Origin of the sequence: Variovorax sp. J2P1-31, assembly GCF_030317215.1 — a bacterium.
In the GTDB taxonomy this organism is placed as follows: domain Bacteria; phylum Pseudomonadota; class Gammaproteobacteria; order Burkholderiales; family Burkholderiaceae_C; genus Variovorax.
In genome coordinates, this window is record NZ_JASZYA010000001.1 from 713,695 (window position 1) to 733,594 (window position 19,900).

20 protein-coding genes are annotated in these 19,900 nt (G+C 68.7%); 11 read left to right on the top strand and 9 right to left on the bottom strand.

Going from position 1 to position 19,900, the window contains the following annotated elements:
• Window positions 1-176 precede the first annotated feature (176 nt).
• Window positions 177-1,379 (top strand): hypothetical protein, encoded by a 1,203-nt coding sequence (locus QTI20_RS03225; RefSeq protein ID WP_286550307.1) that lies wholly within the window; start codon window positions 177-179, stop codon window positions 1,377-1,379.
• Between the two features lie 38 nt (window positions 1,380-1,417).
• On the opposite strand, the gene QTI20_RS03230 is transcribed toward QTI20_RS03225, so the two are convergent.
• The 5 genes from QTI20_RS03230 to QTI20_RS03250 form a co-directional block, all read right to left on the bottom strand.
• Window positions 1,418-2,203 (bottom strand): amino acid ABC transporter ATP-binding protein, encoded by a 786-nt coding sequence (locus QTI20_RS03230; RefSeq protein WP_286550305.1) that lies wholly within the window; start codon window positions 2,201-2,203, stop codon window positions 1,418-1,420.
• Window positions 2,187-2,840, bottom strand: coding sequence for an amino acid ABC transporter permease (locus QTI20_RS03235; protein ID WP_286550303.1), 654 nt, complete (start codon window positions 2,838-2,840; stop codon window positions 2,187-2,189). The genes QTI20_RS03230 and QTI20_RS03235 overlap by 17 nt, the downstream gene beginning before the upstream one ends.
• A gap of 16 nt (window positions 2,841-2,856) precedes the next feature.
• Window positions 2,857-3,513, bottom strand: a complete 657-nt coding sequence (locus QTI20_RS03240; protein ID WP_183023255.1) for an amino acid ABC transporter permease — start codon at window positions 3,511-3,513, stop codon at window positions 2,857-2,859.
• 149 nt (window positions 3,514-3,662) lie between these two features.
• A complete protein-coding gene (locus QTI20_RS03245; protein WP_286550301.1) occupies window positions 3,663-4,475 on the bottom strand; it encodes a transporter substrate-binding domain-containing protein in 813 nt (270 codons plus the stop codon).
• Window positions 4,472-5,275, bottom strand: a complete 804-nt coding sequence (locus QTI20_RS03250; RefSeq protein WP_219211723.1) for a GntR family transcriptional regulator — start codon at window positions 5,273-5,275, stop codon at window positions 4,472-4,474. The genes QTI20_RS03245 and QTI20_RS03250 overlap by 4 nt, the downstream gene beginning before the upstream one ends.
• A 154-nt stretch (window positions 5,276-5,429) precedes the next feature.
• On the opposite strand from QTI20_RS03250, the gene QTI20_RS03255 reads away from it, so the two are divergent.
• Window positions 5,430-7,226, top strand: a complete 1,797-nt coding sequence (locus tag QTI20_RS03255; RefSeq protein ID WP_286550299.1) for a PAS-domain containing protein — start codon at window positions 5,430-5,432, stop codon at window positions 7,224-7,226.
• On the opposite strand, the gene QTI20_RS03260 is transcribed toward QTI20_RS03255, so the two are convergent.
• Window positions 7,216-7,656: an OsmC family peroxiredoxin gene (locus QTI20_RS03260; protein ID WP_286550297.1), complete on the bottom strand. Its 441-nt coding sequence runs from the start codon at window positions 7,654-7,656 to the stop codon at window positions 7,216-7,218. The two genes, QTI20_RS03255 and QTI20_RS03260, sit on opposite strands and share 11 nt — an antisense overlap.
• 178 nt (window positions 7,657-7,834) lie before the next feature.
• On the opposite strand from QTI20_RS03260, the gene QTI20_RS03265 reads away from it, so the two are divergent.
• On the top strand, window positions 7,835-9,532 hold the full coding sequence (locus QTI20_RS03265; protein WP_286550296.1) for a long-chain fatty acid--CoA ligase: 1,698 nt from the start codon (window positions 7,835-7,837) through the stop codon (window positions 9,530-9,532).
• 5 nt (window positions 9,533-9,537) lie between these two features.
• On the opposite strand, the gene QTI20_RS03270 is transcribed toward QTI20_RS03265, so the two are convergent.
• Window positions 9,538-10,365: an AraC family transcriptional regulator gene (locus QTI20_RS03270; protein WP_286550295.1), complete on the bottom strand. Its 828-nt coding sequence runs from the start codon at window positions 10,363-10,365 to the stop codon at window positions 9,538-9,540.
• Between the two features lie 105 nt (window positions 10,366-10,470).
• On the opposite strand from QTI20_RS03270, the gene QTI20_RS03275 reads away from it, so the two are divergent.
• Both QTI20_RS03275 and QTI20_RS03280 read left to right on the top strand, forming a co-directional pair.
• Complete coding sequence (locus QTI20_RS03275; RefSeq protein ID WP_286550293.1) at window positions 10,471-11,412, top strand: alpha/beta fold hydrolase; 942 nt, start codon at window positions 10,471-10,473, stop codon at window positions 11,410-11,412.
• A 37-nt stretch (window positions 11,413-11,449) separates the two neighbouring features.
• Entirely contained in the window at window positions 11,450-11,833 is a 384-nt protein-coding gene (locus QTI20_RS03280) for a helicase SNF2 (protein WP_286550291.1), read from the top strand.
• A gap of 6 nt (window positions 11,834-11,839) precedes the next feature.
• Here QTI20_RS03280 and QTI20_RS03285 read toward each other — a convergent pair whose 3' ends face one another.
• Entirely contained in the window at window positions 11,840-13,177 is a 1,338-nt protein-coding gene (locus QTI20_RS03285) for an NAD(P)/FAD-dependent oxidoreductase (RefSeq protein ID WP_286550290.1), read from the bottom strand.
• Between the two features lie 122 nt (window positions 13,178-13,299).
• On the opposite strand from QTI20_RS03285, the gene egtB reads away from it, so the two are divergent.
• The 5 genes from egtB (at window position 13,300) to QTI20_RS03310 (ending at window position 17,867) form a co-directional block, all read left to right on the top strand.
• Window positions 13,300-14,556, top strand: coding sequence for an ergothioneine biosynthesis protein EgtB (gene egtB / locus QTI20_RS03290; RefSeq protein WP_286550289.1), 1,257 nt, complete (start codon window positions 13,300-13,302; stop codon window positions 14,554-14,556).
• On the top strand, window positions 14,556-15,539 hold the full coding sequence (gene egtD / locus QTI20_RS03295; protein ID WP_503011368.1) for an L-histidine N(alpha)-methyltransferase: 984 nt from the start codon (window positions 14,556-14,558) through the stop codon (window positions 15,537-15,539). The genes egtB and egtD overlap by 1 nt, the downstream gene beginning before the upstream one ends.
• 736 nt (window positions 15,540-16,275) lie before the next feature.
• A complete protein-coding gene (locus QTI20_RS03300) occupies window positions 16,276-16,557 on the top strand; it encodes a DUF427 domain-containing protein (protein ID WP_183023267.1) in 282 nt (93 codons plus the stop codon).
• The gene (locus tag QTI20_RS03305; protein WP_286550287.1) at window positions 16,554-17,297 is read left to right on the top strand and encodes a 2OG-Fe dioxygenase family protein; all 744 of its coding nucleotides are present in this window, start codon (window positions 16,554-16,556) and stop codon (window positions 17,295-17,297) included. Before QTI20_RS03300 ends, QTI20_RS03305 begins: the two co-directional genes overlap by 4 nt.
• Before the next feature lie 129 nt (window positions 17,298-17,426).
• Window positions 17,427-17,867, top strand: coding sequence for a universal stress protein (locus QTI20_RS03310; protein ID WP_183023269.1), 441 nt, complete (start codon window positions 17,427-17,429; stop codon window positions 17,865-17,867).
• Between the two features lie 10 nt (window positions 17,868-17,877).
• Here QTI20_RS03310 and QTI20_RS03315 read toward each other — a convergent pair whose 3' ends face one another.
• On the bottom strand, window positions 17,878-18,540 hold the full coding sequence (locus QTI20_RS03315) for an RluA family pseudouridine synthase (protein ID WP_286550284.1): 663 nt from the start codon (window positions 18,538-18,540) through the stop codon (window positions 17,878-17,880).
• Window positions 18,541-18,637: 97 nt separating this feature from the next.
• On the opposite strand from QTI20_RS03315, the gene QTI20_RS03320 reads away from it, so the two are divergent.
• The gene (locus QTI20_RS03320; protein ID WP_503011387.1) at window positions 18,638-19,822 is read left to right on the top strand and encodes an MFS transporter; all 1,185 of its coding nucleotides are present in this window, start codon (window positions 18,638-18,640) and stop codon (window positions 19,820-19,822) included.
• Window positions 19,823-19,900 lie beyond the last annotated feature (78 nt).

Genomic DNA, 19,900 nt, shown 5'->3' on the forward strand with positions numbered 1-19,900 from the left:
AATCGTTCCCGACTGCACGGCGCCGATAGATCGCTGTGACACAACCGACTTCAGCTATTGCGTCATTTTTTGGCATCTTCAAGGAGTAGTTTGTGAGGATCTATCGTGCAAAGAAGGTTGCATCTTTTAGGCTTGCGTCTGGTATTTCGTAGTCACTAAAAATCCAGGGAGGATAGATGAAACGAACAGAGCGCGCAGGTCTGCGCAATATTTCTTCTCGCGCATTGCTGGCCTTCGTCGTGCTCGCGCTAAGCGCATGTGGAGGCGGCGGTAGCAGTGGTGAAGGCGATGCGGCCCAATCCAGATCGTCAAATGGCGCTCCTCCAACAGAAGCGACTCGTCCTGACATTGGCGCGCCGGGTCCCGGTGCCGATGTGGCGCCACCGCAGAACGATGTCGAGAGTGTTCGTCGTGCCCTCGATACCGTCAACCCCATTGTCGTCAATGGTGAATTCGACATCGAGGTTTCCGACAATTTGAGTCGCTCGATCAGCCTGAACTACCAACTTTTCAATCTGGATGGTTCGAATGTCGACGGTGCCATCGTGACGGAGTTGTATGGTGCCGGTGGATCTTTTTTTCCCCGGACAGGATCGCTGCGAAAAATAAGGATTGCCGATGTTGCGCCTGGTCGTTATGTTTTTCGGGTGAAGGGAACATATGCCAATCCAACGACACACGCGTTTGAGACACGTACGGCGGACCTCCAAGTCGAACTCGGTACGCTTTCCTTGCATCTTGCCAGTCTGAGTTACAGCGCAGGCTTTATTGTCAATGGGTCTATGCGGCATGTGCCCTATGAGGTGAGCGGCGTCGCCGACGGAGTTCTCTATTTCTATCCGCTCCATCAACGTTCGGCGATTTGCCCAACAAAGTCGGAGATCGAGTTGAAGGCGACAGCGGAAGTCGAGATCATGCGGATCGTCGGCAAGCCCGATAGGGTGACTTCGAGCGTTCTGAACGGATCACTCTTTTCCGATGTGGATACCCTTTGCGCCCAGTTTGTGAGAGCGGCAGATGCCGTTGCCGAGGCTCCATACACCTTCCAGTTGCGGTGGGTGCCCGCACCGCGACAGGGGGGCGCTCTCGTGCTAAACCTGGATGCCACGGCTGCTGCCGTATCAAAGGCCGCTCTGAGTCTGGTGTCGTTGCCGCGTCGCTCAGCTGGCAGTGCCGCATTTAATTGGAACGAAAGGCGTCAGGTCTTTAGTTCAGGAGATCGGCCCGAGCAGTTCACGCTCACCAGTTCGCGCGCAACGCTTTCCGAAACGGGTAGAAACTGGTCCTATGTGATCACCGCGCCGACGGCGGACGACGGTCCCTTCTACGTCGCCAAGATAGAGGGCCGGCCGCCAATGGTTTTCTACATGGCTGACTGATCGCTATCGAAGTGTGCAACGCGCAGGTTCGCGGCCCGTCAGTCGTGCAGCGAGGACAGGAACTGCTGGAGTTCCGGCGTCTGCGGATTCGCGAACAGCTCGGCCGGCGGCCCCATCTCGTGCACCCGGCCCTGGTGCATGAAGATCACGCGGTCGCCGACCTTGCGCGCGAAGCTCATCTCGTGCGTGACCATCAGCAAGGTCATGCCCTCTTCGGCCAGCGACTCGACCACGCGCAGCACCTCGCCCACCAGTTCGGGGTCGAGGGCCGAGGTGATCTCGTCGCACAGCAGCACGGCCGGCTCCATCGCCAGCGCGCGGGCGATGGCCACGCGCTGCTGCTGGCCGCCCGAGAGCTGGTCGGGCATGGCGTCGAACTTCTCGGCCAGACCCACGCGCGTGAGCAGCTTGCGGGCCTGCGAGGCGGTCTCGAGCGTGCTGCGCTTCTTCACCAGCGTGGGCGCGAGCATCACGTTCCTGCCCACCGTGAGGTGCGGGAACAGGTTGAAGCCCTGGAAGATCATGCCCACGCGTTGGCGCAGCTCGCGCATCGCCATCGCGCTCTCGTGCAGCAGCGGCTTGCCGTCGACGCTCAGCGATCCTTGCTGAAAAACCTCGAGCCCGTTGATGCAACGCAGCAGCGTGCTCTTGCCCGAGCCGCTCTTGCCGATGATCGCGATCACCTCGCCGCGCTTGACCGTGAGGTCGATGCCCTTGAGCACTTCGTTGGTGCCGTAGGACTTGCGCAGCGCCGTGATCTGCACGATGGGCGCGCCGGCCGCCACGTGGGCGGCATGCGCCGGGGCTTCAGCGACGATGGACATGGATCTTCCTTTCGAGGTGCCGTGCATAGAGGCTGATCGGGAAACAGAGGGCGAAGTACATCAGCGCCACGCAGCTGAACACCACGAAGGGCTGGAAGGTGGCGTTGGAAATCATGCTGCCGGCCTTGGTCAGTTCGACAAAACCGATCACCGAGGCCAGCGCCGTGCCCTTGACCACCTGGACCAGGAAGCCGACCGTGGGCGCGGTCGCGATCTTCAGGGCCTGCGGCAGGATCACGTGGCGCATCTGCTCGCCGAAGCCGAGCGCCAGGCTGCCCGAGGCCTCCCACTGGCCCTTGGGGATCGAGGCCACGCAGCCGCGCCAGATCTCGGTGAGGTAGGCGCTGGTGTAGAGCGTGAGCGCGACCGTGGCCGCGGTCCAGGCCGAGACCTCGACGCCCAGCAGCGCGATGCCGAAGTAGGCCAGGAACAGCTGCATCAGCAGCGGCGTGCCCTGGAACAGCTGCACATAGGTGCCGATCGCGCGGTCGAGCGCCTTGCCCGCGCGCAGCCGCAGGAACAGCAGCAGCGCGCCCACCACGCCGCCGCCGACGAAGGCGATCACCGACAGCGCGACGGTCCAGCGCAGCGCCATCAGCAGGTTGCGCAGGATGTCCCAGAGGGAGAAGTCGTTCATGATCTTTCCCCCGCGTTCAGCGGCCGAAGAACCAGCGCGGGCCGGCCCAGTTGAGCAGGCGGCGCAGGCCGACCGACAGCGCCAGGTACAGCACCGTGGCGATGATGAAGGCCTCGAAGGCGCGGAAGTTGCGGCTCTGGATCAGGTTGGCGGCGTAGCTCAGGTCCTCGACCGAGATCTGGCTGCACACGGCCGAGCCCAGCATCACGATGATGATCTGGCTCACCATCGCGGGCCAGACCTTCTTCAGCGCCGGCGGCAGCACCACGCGGGTGAACACCTGCACCTTGTTGAGCGCCAGGCTCACGGCCGCCTCGATCTGGCCGCGCGGCGTGGCCTCGATGCCGGCGCGGATGATCTCGGTCGCGTAGGCGCCGAGGTTGGCCACCATCGCGATGACCGCGGCCGTCTCCGGCGTGAGCTTCACCCCCGCGGCCGGCAGGCCGAAGAAGATGAAGAACAGCTGCACGATGAAGGGCGTGTTGCGGATCAGCTCCACATAGGTGCCCACCCCCCAGCGCAGCCAGGCCGGCCCGCTGGACCGCGCCCAGGCGCAGGCCACGCCCACCACCATGCCGATCAGCGTGGCGATGGCCGTCAGGCCCACGGTCCAGCCGATGCCCTTGGCCAGCAGCCGCCAGTCGACGAGGACGGCGCCGAAGTCGAATTCCATATCAAAGGCTCCTTGGTGCCAGGCACATGAACAGCGATCGCACTTGTTCTTCAGTCGTGGGACACCGCGGAACCGGCTTCGCCGGGCCGCTGGTGTCGCCCCCTGGAGGGGGAGGCGGCTACACGGAGTGAGCCGCGTCGGGGGTGGGCCTATACAGGAAGGTCGCCGGCGGCCTTGCCGAGCCATTTTTTCGACATCGCGTCGAGGGTGCCGTCCTTTTTCGCGGCCGCGATGATCTCGTTGACCTTGGTCTTCAACGCGGTCTCGTTCTTGGCGATGCCCACGAAGCAGGGGCTGTCCTTGAGCAGCAGCTTGAACTCGGCGCTGACCTTGGGGTTCTTGGCCAGCATGTCGCCCGCCACCGCGGCGCTGGTGGCGATGGTCTGGGTCTGGCCGGCCACGAAGGCGGCGATGGTCGCGTTGTTGTCCTCGAAGCGGCGGTAGTCGACGTTGGGCGGCGCCACCTTGTTGAGCTCCTGGTCCTCCATCGCGCCGCGCGTCACGGCCACGGTCTTGCCGGCCATGTCGGCGAAGCTCGCGAGCTTCATGCTCTTGGCCGCGTACACGGCCTGGAAGAAGGGCGCATAGGCGGAGGAGAAGTCGATCACCTTCTCGCGCTCGGCGTTCTTGCCCAAGGTGGAGATCACCAGGTCGGCCTTCTTGGTCTGCAGGTAGGGGATGCGGTTGGCGCTGGTCACGGGCACCAGCTCGACCTTCACGCCCAGCTTCGCGGCGATCAGCTGCGCCATCTCGACGTCGAGGCCGATGGGCGTCATGGTGCGGTCGACCGAGCCGTAGGGCGGGTAGTCGGTGGGCACTGCGACCTTGAGCGTCTTCGACTTCAGAATGTTGTCCAGCGCGGCCTGGGCCTGGGCGGCACCGGCGGCGAACAGGGCGGAGGAAGCCAGCGCGAGCAGGGCGACGCGGCGCGTCGAGAAAGTGGCGGAGAGGAAGGACTTCACAGCAGGGCTCCTAGGTAGGTCGATGAATCGTCGGGAGAGGAAGAAGGGGGCGCCGATTTGCGCGTCGCCTTCGTCTTGCGGGGACTTGTATGCAAGACGTGTGCCTTGTTCTTGTCGTTCAGTTCGCCGCCCCGAACCGGTGCGAGCGCATCGCGCAGGTGCGCCAGCGGGTCGCTGCGGGCCTGCAGGCGCAGCGCCGACTGCACCGTTCCGATGTGTTCGGCCATCAGGGCCTCGGCCTGGGCCGCGTCGCCCCGCGCCAGTGCATCGACGATGCGCACGTGGTCGCCGCACGATTGCGCGGCATCGTGCGTGGATTGGTAGAGCATCGCGATCAGCGTGGTGCGCGCGGTGAAGTCGCGCAGCGTGTCGGCCAGCAGGCTGTTGCCCAGGCACTCGGCCAGGCAGACGTGGAAGTCGCCCAGCAGGAAGCTGCGTGTGCCCACGTCGGTGCCCTGCACGGCGGCCTGCTCGCGCTGCAGGTGCAGCTTGAGCCGGCGCAGCGCGGGTTTCTCGATGCGGCCGGCGCTGCGGATCAGGCCGACTTCGATCACGCGGCGGGCCTCGAAGGCTTCGCGCGCTTCGTCCTCGGAGGGCTCGATGACGAACCAGCCGCGGCGCGAGGACACGGTCACGATGCCGCGGGCGGCCAGGCGCGTGAGCGCCTCCCGCACGATGGTGCGGCTGCAGTCGAACAGCATGGCGAGCTGCTGCTCGCCCAGGCGCGAACCCGGTGCGAGCTTGCCCGCCATCACCGCTTCGACGATGCGGGCACTGATTTCGGAGGCGGAGATGGACATGGCGCAGGCATCAGCAGGTTCCGTGCCTGCTGGTATGCAAGCGCTGTGCGCACGGCCGTCCGGGCGGCCGCGCGCCGGGGGCGCCGGCTTCGCAGGCAGAATCCACGCAAAACAAAAATTGCACCCAGCCAGAACACCGCGTGGAGACCTTCAGATGAGCGCTCAAGAGTTGCCGGTTCACGGCGGCCCGGAGGCGGCCGCCGCCTTGCTGAGGCCGGTGGCGGCCGCGCTCGATGGGCTGGGGGTCGCGGTCTGCCTGTTCGACGAGGGCGACAACGTGCTGCTCTGGAACCGCAGCTTCCTGCGCTTCTTTCCCCAGCATGCGGGCCATGTCCAGGTCGGCGAGCCCTATGCCGCCAACCTGCGCCGCTTCTACGAAGGGCGGCTCGACGCCCGCGAGATGCCGGCCATCGAGCGCTACATCGCCGAAGGGCTGGCGCGGCACCACGCGCAGCAGCGCCCCTTCGTCTTCGAGCACGAGGGCCGCTCGCTGTGCGTCGCGTCGCTGCCCTTGCCCGGCGTGGGACGGATCCGGCTCTGGAAGGAGCAGGAGACGGCCGAGCGCGGCGACGAGGTGATCTCGGCCTTCGGCAGCCTTTCGGGCGCGCCCGAGGTCGACGGCACGGTGCTGTTCGACCACGTGGCCGATGGCGTCATGGTGACCGGCAGCGACGACCGCATCCTCTGGGTCAACGAGCCCTTCGTCGCGATGTACGGCCTGCCGCACCGGCGCGCGGCGCACGGGCTGCGCTTCGAGCAGGCCTATCGCCAGGCCTGGGCCGAGCACCGCGGCGACGAGCGGGCGCTGTTCGACGAGGGCATCGCCATCCTCGAGGAGAACATGCGCTTTGCCGGCGCGCCCTTCGAACTGCCGCTGCCCGGCGCCCGCTGGAGCCGCGTGATCGCGCAGCGCAGCCCCGACGGCAAGGGCTTCTACGCCCATGTCGACATCACGATGCTCAAGCGCCAGCAGCAGCTGCTGCGGGCCGCCGAGCGGCGCGCCCGCGAGAGCGAGGCGCTGCTGCGCCAGAAGTCGGCGGTGCTCGAGGCCACGCTCGAACGCATGGAGCAGGGCATCATGATGGTCAATGCCGAGCGGGTGGTCGAGGTGTGCAACCGGCGCGCCATGCAGCTGCTCGACCTGCCCGAGGCCCTGATGGCCTCGCGCCCCAGCTTCCAGCAGGTGCTGGACCACCAGATGGCCAGGGGCGAGTTCTCCAGCACGCCGGCGGACGTGATGGACTTCATCCGGTCCGGCGGCATCCTCGACAGCGTGCAGCGCTACGAGCGGCAGCGCCCCGACGGCAGCGTGATCGAGATCTTCAGCGTGCCGATCGAGGGCGGCGGCGTGGTGCGGACCTACACCGACATCACCGAGCGGCGCCGCAGCGAAGAGCGCATCCGCCACCTGGCGCGCCATGACGGCCTGACCTCGCTGGTCAACCGCGAGGTGTTCCTCGAGCACCTGCGCACCGCGAGCGCCGCGGCCGCGCAGGGCGGCGAGGCCTTCGCGGTGCACTACATCGACATCGACCATTTCAAGCCGATCAACGACCGCTTCGGCCACGCCGTGGGCGACCAGGTGCTGATCGCGGTGGCCGATCGGATGCGGCGGGTGAGCGGACCGGGCGAGGTGCTGGCCCGGCTCGGCGGCGACGAGTTCGCGGTGCTGCAGCACCGGGTGCACGAGGCCGCGAGCGCGCGGCGGCTGGCGGGGCGCATCCTGTCGGCGCTGGCCGAGCCGCTGCAGGTCGAGGGCCACGTGCTGTCGGTGGCGGCCTCGATCGGCATCGCCCTCTACCCGCAGGCCGGGCACGACCCCGACCTGTTGCTGCGGCATGCCGACAGCGCCATGTACGCCGCCAAGGCGCAGGGCGTGGCGGGCATCCGGGTCTTCGGCGACTGTGCGAACGGCGCCGACCCGGATCCTGCCGCCTGGATCAGCCCTTGAGCACGGCCTTGAGCGTGACCTCGGGCACGCCGGTCAGCGCCTTCGACAGCGGGCAGCCGGCCTTGGCCGCCGCCGCGATGGCCTGGAACCTCGCCTCGTCGAGGCCGGGCACGGCCGCGTCGAGTTCCAGCGCGATGCGGTCGATCTTGAAGCCCGCGCCGTCCTTGGCCAGCCGCACCGCCGCGCGGGTGTCGATGGCCGTCGCGGCCAGGCCCTCGGCTTCGAGCGCGAAGGCGAAGGCCATGGTGAAGCAGGCCGCATGCGCGGCGCCCACGATCTCCTCGGGGTTGGTGCCCTTGCGGTCGTCGCCGAAGCGGCTCGCGAAGCCGTAGGGGTAGTCCTTGAGGGCACCGGTCTCGGTGCTGACCTGGCCCTGGCCGGTCTTGCCGGCGCCTTCCCAGTGAACGCTTGCCTTCTTGTCTGCTGCCATGGGAGCTCCTCGGGGTGGTGGATGGAGACCCCTTTTAGAGCCCCCGCGCCCGGCCGTCTGTCGGCGCGCAGCCCATCGTCGGTTTTTTCGGCGTCGCGCAGGTGACGCGCTTCGGGGCTTCCCCGATGCATGGGCCCGACTTCGCGTCGTAGGCTGTCGGGCTCAAAAGGGAGACTTCATGGACCGTCCGCATCACAAGTTCTGGCCACAGCGCCTGCCCCATGCCATCACCGTGCCCGCCACCTCGCTGTGGCACAACCTCGCCGTCTCGGCCGCGCGCTATCCCGACAAGGCGGCGCTGGTCTTCTTCGGCCGCGAACTGAGCTACCGCGAACTGGTGGACCAGGCCGAGCGCCTGGCCGGCACGCTGCACGCCCTGGGCGTGCGCCGCGGCGACCGCGTGGTGCTCGACATGCAGAACTGCCCGCAACTCGTGATCGCGCATTTCGCGATCCTGCGCGCCAATGCGGTGGTGGTGCCGGTCAACCCGATGAACCGTGCCGAGGAGCTCAAGCACTACATCGTCGACCCCGACGCCAAGGTGGCGATCACCACCGGCGACCTGGCGCCCGAACTGGCCAAGGCCAGCGACGCGCTCGAGCCCGCGCAGCGCCTGGCGCACCTGATCGTCACCCAGTTCACCGACGCCTTCGATGCCGCTGTCAGCGGCGACGAGGCCCCCGCGCCGGCCTGGCGCGACTGGCTGCTGGCGCGCCACCCGCTGCCGGCGCTGGCCGGCGGCAGCGCCATGCACTGGCAGGACGCGGTGGATGCGGGCCATCCGGCGCCGGAGCACGTGGTCGGCGCCGACGACATGGCGCTGCTGCCCTACACCAGCGGCACCACCGGCCTGCCCAAGGGCTGCGTGCACCACCATTCGAGCCTGATGCACAACGCGGTCGCGAGCCAGCTCTGGGGCTCGGTGTCGGCCGAAGCGCGGGTGCTGGCCGTGATCCCGATGTTCCACATCACCGGCGTGGTGAGCATGCTGCACACCGCGATCTTCTCGGGCGGCACGCTGGTCATCATGCCGCGCTGGGACCGCGAGGTGGCGGGTCGGCTGATCTCGCTGCGCAAGATCACCACCTGGACCAACATCCCGACCATGGTGATCGACCTGATGGCCAGCCCCAACTTCGCGAGCTTCGACCTGCGCAGCCTGGTCTACATCGGCGGCGGCGGGGCCGCCATGCCGCAGGCGGTGGCCCAGCGGCTGTTCGAGCAGTACGGCCTCAAGTACCAGGAGGGCTACGGCCTGACCGAGACCGCGGCGCCCTCGCACGCGCAGCCGGCCGACAACCCCAAGCAGCAGTGCCTGGGCATCCCGTTCATGAGCAGCGACTCGCGCGTGGTCGACCCCGACACCTTCAAGGAGCTGCCGGTCGGCGAGTCCGGCGAGATCATCACCTGCGGCCCCGAGGTGTTCCAGGGCTACTGGAAGCGGCCCGACGCCACGGCGGCGGCCTTCATCGAGTTCGAGGGCAAGCGCTACTTCCGCACCGGCGACATGGGCCGGGTCGACGAGGACGGCTACTTCTTCATCACCGACCGGCTCAAGCGCATGATCAACGCCAGTGGCTTCAAGGTCTGGCCGGCCGAGGTCGAGCTGCTGATGTTCAGGCATCCGGCGATCCAGGAAGCCTGCGTGATCGCGATGAAGGATGCCTACCGCGGCGAGTCGGTCAAGGCCGTGGTGGTGCTGCGCGCCACCCACAAGGACACGACCGAGCAGCAGATCATCGACTGGTGCCGCGAGAACATGGCGGTCTACAAGATCCCTCGCCGGGTGGAATTCGTCGACGCGCTGCCCAAGAGCGGCGCGGGCAAGGTCATGTGGCGGCTGCTGCAGGAGAAGGAGCCGGCCGCGGCGACCTGATCGCCCTAGGCTTGCTGCGCCTGCTTCCACTCGCGCGGCGAAAGCCCGCACTGCGCCTTGAAGGCGCGTGACAGCGCGGCCTCGCTGCCGTAGCCGACCTCGCCGGCGATCAGCTTGAGCGATCGCCCCTGGCGCAGCGCCTGCTGCGCCAGGCCCACGCGCCAGCGCTGCAGGTAGGCGCCGGGCGTGCACCCTACCGTGTCCCGGAACTGCGTGGCGAAGACGCTGCGCGACATGCCGGCGCGCTCGGCCAGCGTGTCGAGCGTCCAGTCGCGCTCGGCGCCCTCGTGCATCGCCACGATCGCGTTGCGCAGCCGCGCATGCGACAGCCCCGACAGCATGCCGGCGCGGGTCTGGCCCTTTTCCATCAGGTGGCGCAGCACCTGGATCAGCACCACCTCGAACAGGCGGTCGAGCAGCGCCTGCCGGCCGCAGTGCTGCGCGAAGGCTTCCTCGAACAGCAGGCTCAGCACCTGCTGCGCGCCGCCGATCTCGGCCAGCGGCACGCAGACGAAGGGCGGCAGCGCGGCGCAGATCGGGTTGTGGGCACCGCCCTCGAAATCCAGCTGCGCGCAGACGAAATCGGCCCCGTGCTTGGGGTCGGTGAGGAAGCGGTGCGCCATCGGCTGCGGGTAGAGCAGCAGGCTGGGCTGCGTGATCCGCAGCACTTCCGCGCCGCCATGGCTCACGCCCACCTCGCCGCTGCGCACCAGGTGCAGATGGCCGCAGCCGCCCCGGTCCGAGAGCTCGTTGATGCCGCACAGCGCGCCGCTCTGGAAGACCTTCGCCGTCACGCTGAAGTGCGCGAGCAGTGCTTCGAGTCGATCGACCATGAATACTCCAAGTCAAGTTATCAGGACTTTTTATCACCAATCGTTTTTCAGGGCGCCTAAAGTTGCTTCTGTCGCTTCAACACACCCCCCTCAAAGGAAAAAGCCATGAAAACCATCCCCCGTCTTGCCGTCCTGGCCGCCGTGGCCCTCGCATGCGGCGCCGCGCTGGCGGCCGAGCCGGCGCCGGCACGCCCCGTGGCGGGCGTCGTGCAGAGCGCGAACTACATCACCACCAGGGACGGCGTCCAGCTCTACTACAAGGACTGGGGCCCGCGCAACGGACCGGTCGTGACCTTCAGCCATGGCTGGCCGCTGGACTCGGACAGCTGGGAGTCGCAGATGCTGTTCCTGGCGTCCAAGGGCTACCGCGTGGTGGCGCACGACCGCCGCGGCCATGGCCGCTCGAGCCAGCCCTGGGACGGCAACGACATGGACCACTACGCGGACGACCTGGCCGCCGTGATCGACGGGCTCCAGCTCAAGGACGTCACGCTGGTCGGCTTCTCCACCGGCGGCGGCGAGGTGGCGCGCTACATCGGCCGCCATGGCACGGCCAAGGTCAAGAAGGCGGTGCTCGTGAGCTCGGTGCCGCCGCTGATGCTGAAGACCGCGGCCAACCCGGGCGGCCTGCCGATCGAGGTCTTCGACGGCCTGCGCAAGGCCTCGCTGGCAGACCGTTCGCAGCTGTACCTGGACATCGCCTCGGGCCCCTTCTTCGGCTTCAACCGGCCGGGCGCCAAGCCTTCGCAGGGCGCGATCCAGTCCTTCTGGGCGCAGGGCATGCAGGGCGGCCACAAGAACACCTACGACTCGATCGCGGCCTTCTCGGCCACCGACTTCACCGAAGACCTGAAACGCTTCGACGTGCCCACGCTGGTGATCCACGGCGACGACGACCAGATCGTGCCCATCGACGCCGCCGGCCGCGCCTCGGCCCGGTTGATCAGGAACGCCAAGCTGATCGTCTACGAAGGCGCGCCGCACGGCCTGACCGACACCCACAAGGACCGGCTCAACAACGACCTGCTGAATTTCCTTCAGCAGTGATCTCCCCCGCACCCGTTTCAACCCAAGGAAATCCATCATGAAGACCACCCAAGTTCTCGGCGCCATCGTTCTGTCCCTGCTGGGCGTCGCCACCGGCGCGCAGGCCGAAAGCTACCAGGGCGTGCAGCGCATCGATGCGGTCCGTTCGCGTGCCGACGTCGCCGTCGATGCGCGTGCCGCGGCCCGCGCGCCGGTGTTCGGCGAAGCCTCGGTCGCGCAGACCCGGGCCGTGGCGGTGAACCAGGCCGACCGCGGCGCGGTGCGCGCCGGTGCCCTGGCCGCGAGCCGGGCCGGCAACCTCTATGGCGACGCGGCCTCGGCCGGCGTGCTGAGCCTGGGGCAGGGCGGCGGCGGGCTCACGCGCGAGTCGGTGCGGGCCCAGGCCCGGCAGGCCGCGCGCGACGGCCACGCGGCGCTCTGAGCGCGGCTACGACTCGCCCTTGCCCGCCACGTCCACGTCGGCCACCACGCGGGCATAGCGCTGGAAGCTCCAGTAGGCGCTGGCCCAGTCCATCAGCACGACCAGGCGGTTGCGGAAGCCGATCAGGAAGTAGACGTGGGCGAACAGCCAGAACAGCCAGGCGAGCTTGCCGCTGAAGCGCAGCGGGCCGAAGGGGGTCCCGAGGTCGACCACGGCCGAGTTGCGGCCGATGGTCGCGAGGTTGCCGTAGTCGCGGTAGCGGAAGGCCTCGGTCGGCTCGCCGGCCAGCCGGTGCAGCACGTTGGCCGCGGCGGTGCGGCCCATCTGCTTGGCGCCCGGCGAGACGCCGGGCACGGGCTTCGGGTCCTTGCCGGGCGCATGGCTCAAGGCGGCCGCCAGGTCGCCCACCACGCTGATCTCGGGATGGCCGGCCAGGCTCAGGTCGGGCTCGACGCGGATGCGGCCCGCGCGGTCGACCTCGGCGCCGACCGCATCGGCCAGCAGCCGGCCCAGCGGCGAGGCCGCCACGCCCGCGGCCCAGACCACGCAGTGGGTGTCGATGCGTTCGGTGCTGCCTTCGGCCCCCACCGCGATGTCGAGGCCGGTGGCGTCGATCGAGGTGACCCGTGCGTTCAAACGCACCTTCACGCCCAGCCGCTCGAGCTGTTCCCTGGCCTTCTGGCTCAGGCCCTCGGGCATGGCCTGCAGCACCCGCGGGCCGCCCTCGATCAGCAGCACCTCGGCGCTGGCCGGATCGATGCGGCGGAACTCGCCGGCCAGCGTGTGGCGCGCGATCTCGGCCAACGTGCCGGCCATCTCGACGCCGGTCGGGCCGGCGCCGATCACGGCGAAGGTCAGCAGCGCGCGCTGGCGCACCGGGTCGCTTTCCTTCTCCGCGGCCTCGAAGGACATCAGCACATGGCGCCGGATCTCGAAGGCATCGGCCAGGGTCTTGAGGCCCGGCGCGAAGCGGGCCCAGTGGTCGTTGCCGAAGTAGCTGTGGGTGGCGCCGGCCGCGACGATCAGGTGGTCGTAGCCGATGCGCTGGCCGTCGCGCAGCTGCACGGCGCGCTCGGCCGGCAGGATGTCGGTCACCTCGCCCAGCAGCGTGGTGATCGAGGCCTGGCCGCGGAACAGCAGCCGGGTGGGCGCCGCGATCGAGGGCGCGGCCAGGCCGGCGGTGGCGACCTGGTAGAGCAGGGGCTGGAACAGGTGGTGGTTGGTTTTTTCGATCACCGTCACGTCGACCGCCTCGCGCTGCAGCCGGCGCGCGGCCTCGAGCCCGCCGAAACCACAGCCGACGATGAGGACATGGGGGCGGCGGGCAGGGGCGGTGGAAGTCATGCAGGCATTATGGGCAACGGAAAGCTGCTGTTATGTCGGGTCGCACGCGCGCGTGCTTGTCCTACGGACGCACGTCACCGTCATCGACTACAACGCCCGATGCGATCCCTGGAGTCCTCCCCATGAAGCTTTCCCGGCCGAGCACGCAGGCCCCCGATGCCTTGCGTGACACCTTCCGCGCGGTGCGCGCTGCCAGCCTCGAACTCGCGGCACCGTTGTCGGCGGAGGACCAGTGCATCCAGTCGATGCCCGACGCCAGCCCGACCAAATGGCACCTGGCCCACACCACCTGGTTCTTCGAGACGGTGCTGCTGCAGCCGCATTCGAGCGGCTATCGGCCCTTCGACCCGCGATTCCAGTACCTGTTCAATTCCTACTACGAAGCCCTGGGGCCGCGCCACCCGCGGCCGCAGCGCGGCCTGCTCACGCGCCCTTCGGTCGACGAGGTCCATGCCTACCGGGCGCATGTCGATGCCGGCGTCGAGCGGCTGCTCGACACGGTCGACGCGGCGGCCTGGGACGAGGTGGCGGCGGTGCTCACATTGGGGCTGCACCACGAGCAGCAGCACCAGGAACTGCTGCTCACCGACATCCTGCATGCGCTGTCCTGCAACCCCTTGTTGCCGGCCTACCGCGCCGCGGGCGGCCCGGCCCTGCGCCTGGCCACGGTGGCGCCCGAGATGCACTGGCGCGCCCAGCCCGGCGGCCACCTGGAGATCGGGCACGAGGGCCAGGGCTTCGCCTTCGACAACGAGACGCCGCGTCACCGCGTGCTGCTGCGGCCCTACGCCATCGCCGACCGGCTGGTGAACTGCGGCGACTATGCGCAGTTCATCGCCGACGGCGGCTACCAGCGGCCCGAGCTGTGGCTGTCCGACGGATGGGCCGCGGTGCAGGCCCAGGGCTGGCGCGCGCCGGCCTACTGGCTCGCACCCGACGATCCGCGGCTGGGCCTGGCCGGCGGCGCGCCCGCGGCCGTGGGCTGGCAGCTCTTCGGCCTGCACGGCGTGCGGCCGCTGGCGCACGAGGCGCCGGTGTCGCAATTGAGTTTCTACGAGGCCGCCGCGTATGCCGAATGGGCCGGCGCGCGCCTGCCCACCGAATTCGAGTGGGAGGCCGCCTGCGCCGACACCGGCATGCACGAGATGACCGGCCATGTCTGGCAGTGGACGCGTTCCTCCTACGACCCGTACCCCGGCTTCCGTCCGCTGCCCGGCGTGGCGGCCGAATACAACGGCAAGTTCATGGTCGGCCAGCTGGTGCTGCGCGGCGGCAGCGTCGCGACGCCGGCCGGCCACACGCGGCCCAGCTACCGCAATTTCTTCCCGCCGGCCGCGCGCTGGCAGTTCTCGGGCCTGCGGCTCGCAAAGGATCTCTGATGCGCAATCCCGCCTCCCTGCCCGCGGACCTTTCGCGCGGCGCCACGCCTTCCACCCCGGCGCCCTTGTCCGAATTCGGCCGCGAGATGCAGGCCGGCCTGTCGCGCCGCGCGCGCAGCGTGTCGCCCAAGTTCTTTTACGACGTCGAGGGCTCGGCGCTGTTCGACCGCATCTGCGAGCTGCCCGAGTACTACCCGACGCGCACCGAGCTGGGCATCCTGACCGACTGCGCCGCGGAGATCGCGCAGCAGATCGGCCCGAACGCCGAGATCATCGAGTTCGGCGCGGGTTCGCTGACCAAGGTGCGCCTGCTGCTCGATGCACTGGAAACGCCGCGGCGCTATTTGCCCATCGACATCTCGGGCGAGCACCTCGAGGCCGCGGCCGAGCGCCTGCGCGCCGACTACCCGCAGCTCGTGGTGCAGCCGGTGGCGGCCGACTACACGATGCCGCTGGTGCTGCCCGCGCCGGGCGAAGGGGCCGGGCGGCGCGTGGGCTTCTTCCCGGGCTCGACCCTGGGCAACTTCACGCCGGACGAGGCCCTGAGCTTCCTGCAGCTGGCGGCGCGCCTGCTGCGTGGCGGCGGCCTGCTGCTGGGCGTGGACCTGGTCAAGGACCCGGCCCTTTTGCATGCGGCGTACAACGATGCGCAAGGCGTGACGGCGGCCTTCAACCTGAACCTGCTGCGGCGCGCGAATGCCGAACTGGGGGCCGACTTCGACCTCGAGGCCTTCGGTCATGCGGCTTTCTACAACGCGCCTTTGCAGCGGATCGAGATGCATCTCGTCAGCCGCTGTGCGCAGAGCGTTGTGTTGAACGGTGAGACCTTCGAGTTCGCTGAAGGGGAGACCTTGCATACCGAGCATTCGCACAAGTTCACGGTGGAGGGGTTGCGTTCTTTGGCGGTGCGGGCGGGGTTTCGGCCGGTGGCGGTTTGGACGGATCCGGAGAGGTTGTTCAGCGTGCATTGGTTGGCTGCTTAGTTGTCTCTGCTGGGGACGGGGGCCGGGACTCGCCCCGGCGGGCGACTCACTTTCTTTTGCTTCGCCAAAAGAAAGTAAGCAAAGAAAAGGCGACCCTGCTGTCTGCGACCCTCCGCTTCGCTGCGGGCAACCTGCGGTGCTCGCGGTTCGCGGGGTCTCGCTCGAACTCGCTTCGCTCAGACAATCGCGAGCCCTTATCCGCGAACCGCTGCGCTCCTCGGCGCAGCCAGAAGGGATTTGGGAGCGGGAACCGAACGGGCCATCGCTTCGCTCGGCCCGACCAAACACAAGAACAACAAGCTCCAGCGCTGCAGGCGCAACGCGCCTGCAGCGCGTTGTGGGCCGAGCGAAGCAAAGGCCCGAGCGCTCTTCAAGCCCCTCTGGATGCGCTGAGGAGCGCAGCGGTTCGCGGATCAGGGCTCGCAGTTGTTTGAGCGAAGCGAGTTCTGCGAGACCCCGCGAAACGTGAGCACCGCAAGGTGCCCTGGAGCGAAGCGGAAGGGTCGCAGACGGTGGGGTCGCCTTTCTTTTGCTTACTTTTCTTTGGCGAAGCAAAGAAAAGTGAGTCGCCCGCCGGGGCGAGACCCGGCCCCAGCCCTCGCAAAGGTCCGAGCCGTCGAAAAGGGTTGATCCGTCGAACAAGCAAGACCCCGTCGCCACAGCGTCACAATACCAACCGCCCCATACGGCAGCGCAACGCCCCGCGCCCGCAACCCCTCCCATAGAGACCAAGACCATGAAAGCAACCTGGAACGGCGTCACCATCGCCGAGAGCGACGACACCGTGCTCGTCGAAGGCAACCACTATTTCCCGATGAGCGCGCTCAATCGCGACTACGTGACCTTCAGCAACCACAAGACCACCTGCCCCTGGAAGGGCTCGGCGAGTTATTTCTCGCTGCTGGTCAATGGCGAACTGCATGCCGACGCCGCCTGGTACTACGCCGACCCCAAGCCCGAAGCCGAAGAGATCAAGGACCGTGTCGCCTTCTGGAAGGGCGTGAAGGTCGAAGCGTGAGCGCGACCAGCTTCCAACCCCTCGCCACCCCACCCGCCGAACTCGCCACCGCCCTGCGCACGCAAGGCTACGGGGTGCTGAGCCCCGAAGGCGTGGCCGAATGGCTGGGCCTGCCGTTGTCGGCGCTCGATGCACTGCAGGCTGACTGGAATGCGCTGCCGCCCGACGAGTACCTCAAGGACGGCGGCCGCTACCGGCAGCGGCGCCATGCCTGTTTCGAGGTGGAGGGCCCGTCGCTGGCCTCGGTGCCGCACCGTGCCCACTGGCAGCCGGTCGAGTACAACGCGCTGCATGGCGGCATGCAGCGCTGGTTCGCGCCCATGGTGGCCGAGACCGTCGAGAGCCCGACCTGGCAGCGGCTGATGCTGCGCATCGCCGATGCCGCGAGCGACCTGCGCGGCGCGCAGCGCTGGTTCGTCGAGGCGCACCAGTTCCGCATCGACACCGCCGACGGCATCGGCCGGCCCACGCCCGAGGGTGCGCACCGCGACGGCGTCGACCTGGTGGCCGTGATGCTGGTCGGGCGCGAGGGCATCAAAGGCGGCGAGACCCGCGTGTTCGAGGCCGATGGCCGGCGCGGCGAGCGCTTCACCATGACCGAGCCCTGGACCCTGCTGCTGCTCGACGACGCGCGCGTGATCCACGAATCGACGCCGATCCAGCCGCTGGCCGAAGGCGAGGGCGGGCACCGCGACACGCTGGTCGTGACCTGCCGGGCGGGCGCCTTCCAGGGCGACTGAGCGCGACGCGGGCAGAACGCGCGGGGGGCGCGGCCGGTCGCCGCGCCCGTCCTACAAGCCCGAGTGCCGCACTCGGGTTAAATTGCAACCCCGGCTCCGCGCGAGCCAAGAACGCAGCGAGGGCATGCCATGTTCAATCACATCCTGGTTCCGATCGACGGTTCCGAAACATCGATGTACGCGGTCAGCAAGGCCAGCGGACTGGCACTTGCCTTCGGCAGCCGTATCACGCTGATCCATGTGATCGACAACTACCCCTTCATCGGCGTCGGCGCCGACTACGCGCTGGGCCAGAACGAGTACCTGGCCGCGGCCACCTCCAGCGCCAACGCGGCGCTGGCCCGCGGCGTGGCGGCGCTGGCGGCCGAAGGCCTGCACAGCGACCAGCGGGTGATCGACGGCCATGTGGTGCATGAAGGCATCGTCGACACCGCCAACGCCCTGGGCGTCGACCTGATCGTGATGGGCTCGCACGGCCGCACCGGCATCGAGAAGCTGCTGCTGGGCAGCGTGACGCAGCGCGTGCTGCAGGATTCGCGCGTGCCGGTGCTGGTGGTCAAGGGCACCTGAGCCAGGGCCGTCAGAACGGCGCCGGGCTTTCGAAGCGCAGCGCCTGCCCATCGACCGGATGCCGGAACTGCAGCACGCTCGCATGCAGCATCAGCCGTGAGGCGCGGGCCTGCACCGCCGCGTCGGCATACAGCGCATCGCCCAGGATCGGATGGCCGATCGATGCCAGGTGCACGCGCAGCTGGTGCGTGCGGCCGGTGCGGGGTTCGAGCAGCAGCCGGCTCGCGCCCAGCGCGGGCAGGGGCGCCAGCACCCGCCAGCGCGTGAGGCTGGGCTTGCCTTCGGGGTCGATCTTCTGCAGCGGGCGCCGCGGCCAGTCGGCCATCAGCGGGGCATCGATCACCGACCAGTGCGGGTCCTCGGCCAGCACGCCGTCGACGACGGCCTCGTAGCGCTTCCAGACCGCCTGTTCGGCAAAGGCATCGCCCAGCGCGCGCTGCACCGCCGGGCTGCGCGCCATCAGCACCAGGCCGCTGGTCGCCATGTCGAGCCGGTGCACCACCAGCGCCTCGGGCCAGCGGGCCTGGGCGCGCGCGCTCAGGCAGTCCTGCTTGTCCTCGCCCCGGCCGGGCACGCACAGCAGGCCCGAGGGCTTGTCGAGCACCAGCAGGTGCGGGTCCTCGTGGACGAGCGTCGGCTCGGGCGGCAGGTTGAGCGGCAGCGAAGGTTTCATGGGCTGGGCTATTCTCGAACGAATGTCCGCCGCCGCTCCCGCTTCCGATCCCCCGTTCGCCCCGACCTTTTCCGACCTCACGCGCGAGCGCCCCTTCATGCGGCTGTGGGTGGCACGGCTGTTCGGCACAGCCGCGAGCCAGATGCTGCTGGTGGCCATCGGCTGGCACATGTACGACCTGACCGGCAGCGCCTGGGACCTGGGCCTGGTCGGCCTCTACCAGTTCGTGCCCGCGCTGGTGCTCGCGCTCTATGCGGGCCATGTGGTCGACCGCCACCACCGGGGCCGCATCGTGGCGGCCTGCCTGGCGTTGCAGGGGGCGGTCGGCGCCACGCTGCTGGGCGCGCATCTGCTGCAGCACGATTCGCGCGCGCTGCTGCTGGGGCTGTCGGTGGTGCTGGGCGCGGTGCGCGCCTTCCAGATGCCGGCCCAGCAGGCGCTCACGCCGATGCTGGTGCCGCCGCTGATGCTGCCGCGCGCCATGGCCTTCAGCTCGGCCGGCATGCAGGGCGCGGTCATCGGCGGGCCGGCGCTGGGCGGGCTGCTGTTCGCGGCCGGCACCGGCGTGGTCTACGGCGTCAGCGTGCTGCTGTTCGCGATCGGCTGCGTGCTGGTGGCGCGGCTGGGCTATGTGCAGCCGGTGCGGGTGCGCGAGCCGGTCACGCTGGCCACGGTGTTCGCGGGCGTGGACTTCATCTGGCGCCGCAAGCCCGTGCTGGGCGCGATCTCGCTCGACCTGTTCGCGGTGCTGCTGGGCGGCGCGGTGGCGCTGCTGCCGATCTATGCGAAGGACATCCTGCACACCGGGCCCTGGGGCATGGGCCTGCTGCGCAGCGCGCCGGCGGTCGGCGCGCTGCTGACCTCGATCGTGCTCACGCGCCGGCCCATCGAGCGCCACATCGGCCGCACGTTGCTGTTCGCGGTCGGCGCCTTCGGGCTCTGCATGGTGGTGTTCGGCATTTCGCGCAGCTTCACCGTCTCGCTGATCGCGCTGGCGATCTCGGGCGGCGCCGACATGGTCAACGTGGTGATCCGCCAGACGCTGGTGCAGCTCGAGACCCCCGACGACATGCGCGGGCGGGTCGGCGCGGTGAGCTCGATCTTCATCGGCGCGAGCAACCAGCTGGGCGAATTCGAATCGGGCGCCACGGCCGCGCTGCTCGGGCCGGTGGGCTCGGTGGTGCTGGGCGGGGCGGGCACGATGGTGGTGGCGCTGGCCTGGTTCCGGCTGTTCCCCTCGCTGGCGAAGCGGGACCGGATGGTGTCCGCGCCGCCGCGTTGACCTGGAGCGGTGGCCCGAGGGGGCAAATTGATCTGATTGACCTGAAGGCGTAAAATCTCATCAATCAGATCAAAGGAG

Excerpts from the sequence above, each read along its gene's own strand:
- QTI20_RS03235 (WP_286550303.1), bottom strand. The coding sequence starts at position 2,840 with ATGAACGACTTCTCCCTCTGGGACATCCTGCGCAACCTGCTGATGGCG.
- QTI20_RS03225 (WP_286550307.1), top strand. The coding sequence starts at position 177 with ATGAAACGAACAGAGCGCGCAGGTCTGCGCAATATTTCTTCTCGCGCA.
- egtD (WP_503011368.1), top strand. The coding sequence starts at position 14,556 with ATGCGCAATCCCGCCTCCCTGCCCGCGGACCTTTCGCGCGGCGCCACG.
- QTI20_RS03260 (WP_286550297.1), bottom strand. The coding sequence starts at position 7,656 with ATGGCAGCAGACAAGAAGGCAAGCGTTCACTGGGAAGGCGCCGGCAAG.
- QTI20_RS03240 (WP_183023255.1), bottom strand. The coding sequence starts at position 3,513 with ATGGAATTCGACTTCGGCGCCGTCCTCGTCGACTGGCGGCTGCTGGCC.
- QTI20_RS03250 (WP_219211723.1), bottom strand. The coding sequence starts at position 5,275 with ATGTCCATCTCCGCCTCCGAAATCAGTGCCCGCATCGTCGAAGCGGTG.
- QTI20_RS03280 (WP_286550291.1), top strand. The coding sequence starts at position 11,450 with ATGAAGACCACCCAAGTTCTCGGCGCCATCGTTCTGTCCCTGCTGGGC.
- QTI20_RS03310 (WP_183023269.1), top strand. The coding sequence starts at position 17,427 with ATGTTCAATCACATCCTGGTTCCGATCGACGGTTCCGAAACATCGATG.
- QTI20_RS03270 (WP_286550295.1), bottom strand. The coding sequence starts at position 10,365 with ATGGTCGATCGACTCGAAGCACTGCTCGCGCACTTCAGCGTGACGGCG.
- QTI20_RS03300 (WP_183023267.1), top strand. The coding sequence starts at position 16,276 with ATGAAAGCAACCTGGAACGGCGTCACCATCGCCGAGAGCGACGACACC.
- egtB (WP_286550289.1), top strand. The coding sequence starts at position 13,300 with ATGAAGCTTTCCCGGCCGAGCACGCAGGCCCCCGATGCCTTGCGTGAC.
- QTI20_RS03230 (WP_286550305.1), bottom strand. The coding sequence starts at position 2,203 with ATGTCCATCGTCGCTGAAGCCCCGGCGCATGCCGCCCACGTGGCGGCC.
- QTI20_RS03275 (WP_286550293.1), top strand. The coding sequence starts at position 10,471 with ATGAAAACCATCCCCCGTCTTGCCGTCCTGGCCGCCGTGGCCCTCGCA.
- QTI20_RS03320 (WP_503011387.1), top strand. The coding sequence starts at position 18,638 with ATGCGGCTGTGGGTGGCACGGCTGTTCGGCACAGCCGCGAGCCAGATG.
- QTI20_RS03285 (WP_286550290.1), bottom strand. The coding sequence starts at position 13,177 with ATGACTTCCACCGCCCCTGCCCGCCGCCCCCATGTCCTCATCGTCGGC.
- QTI20_RS03255 (WP_286550299.1), top strand. The coding sequence starts at position 5,430 with ATGAGCGCTCAAGAGTTGCCGGTTCACGGCGGCCCGGAGGCGGCCGCC.
- QTI20_RS03265 (WP_286550296.1), top strand. The coding sequence starts at position 7,835 with ATGGACCGTCCGCATCACAAGTTCTGGCCACAGCGCCTGCCCCATGCC.
- QTI20_RS03315 (WP_286550284.1), bottom strand. The coding sequence starts at position 18,540 with ATGAAACCTTCGCTGCCGCTCAACCTGCCGCCCGAGCCGACGCTCGTC.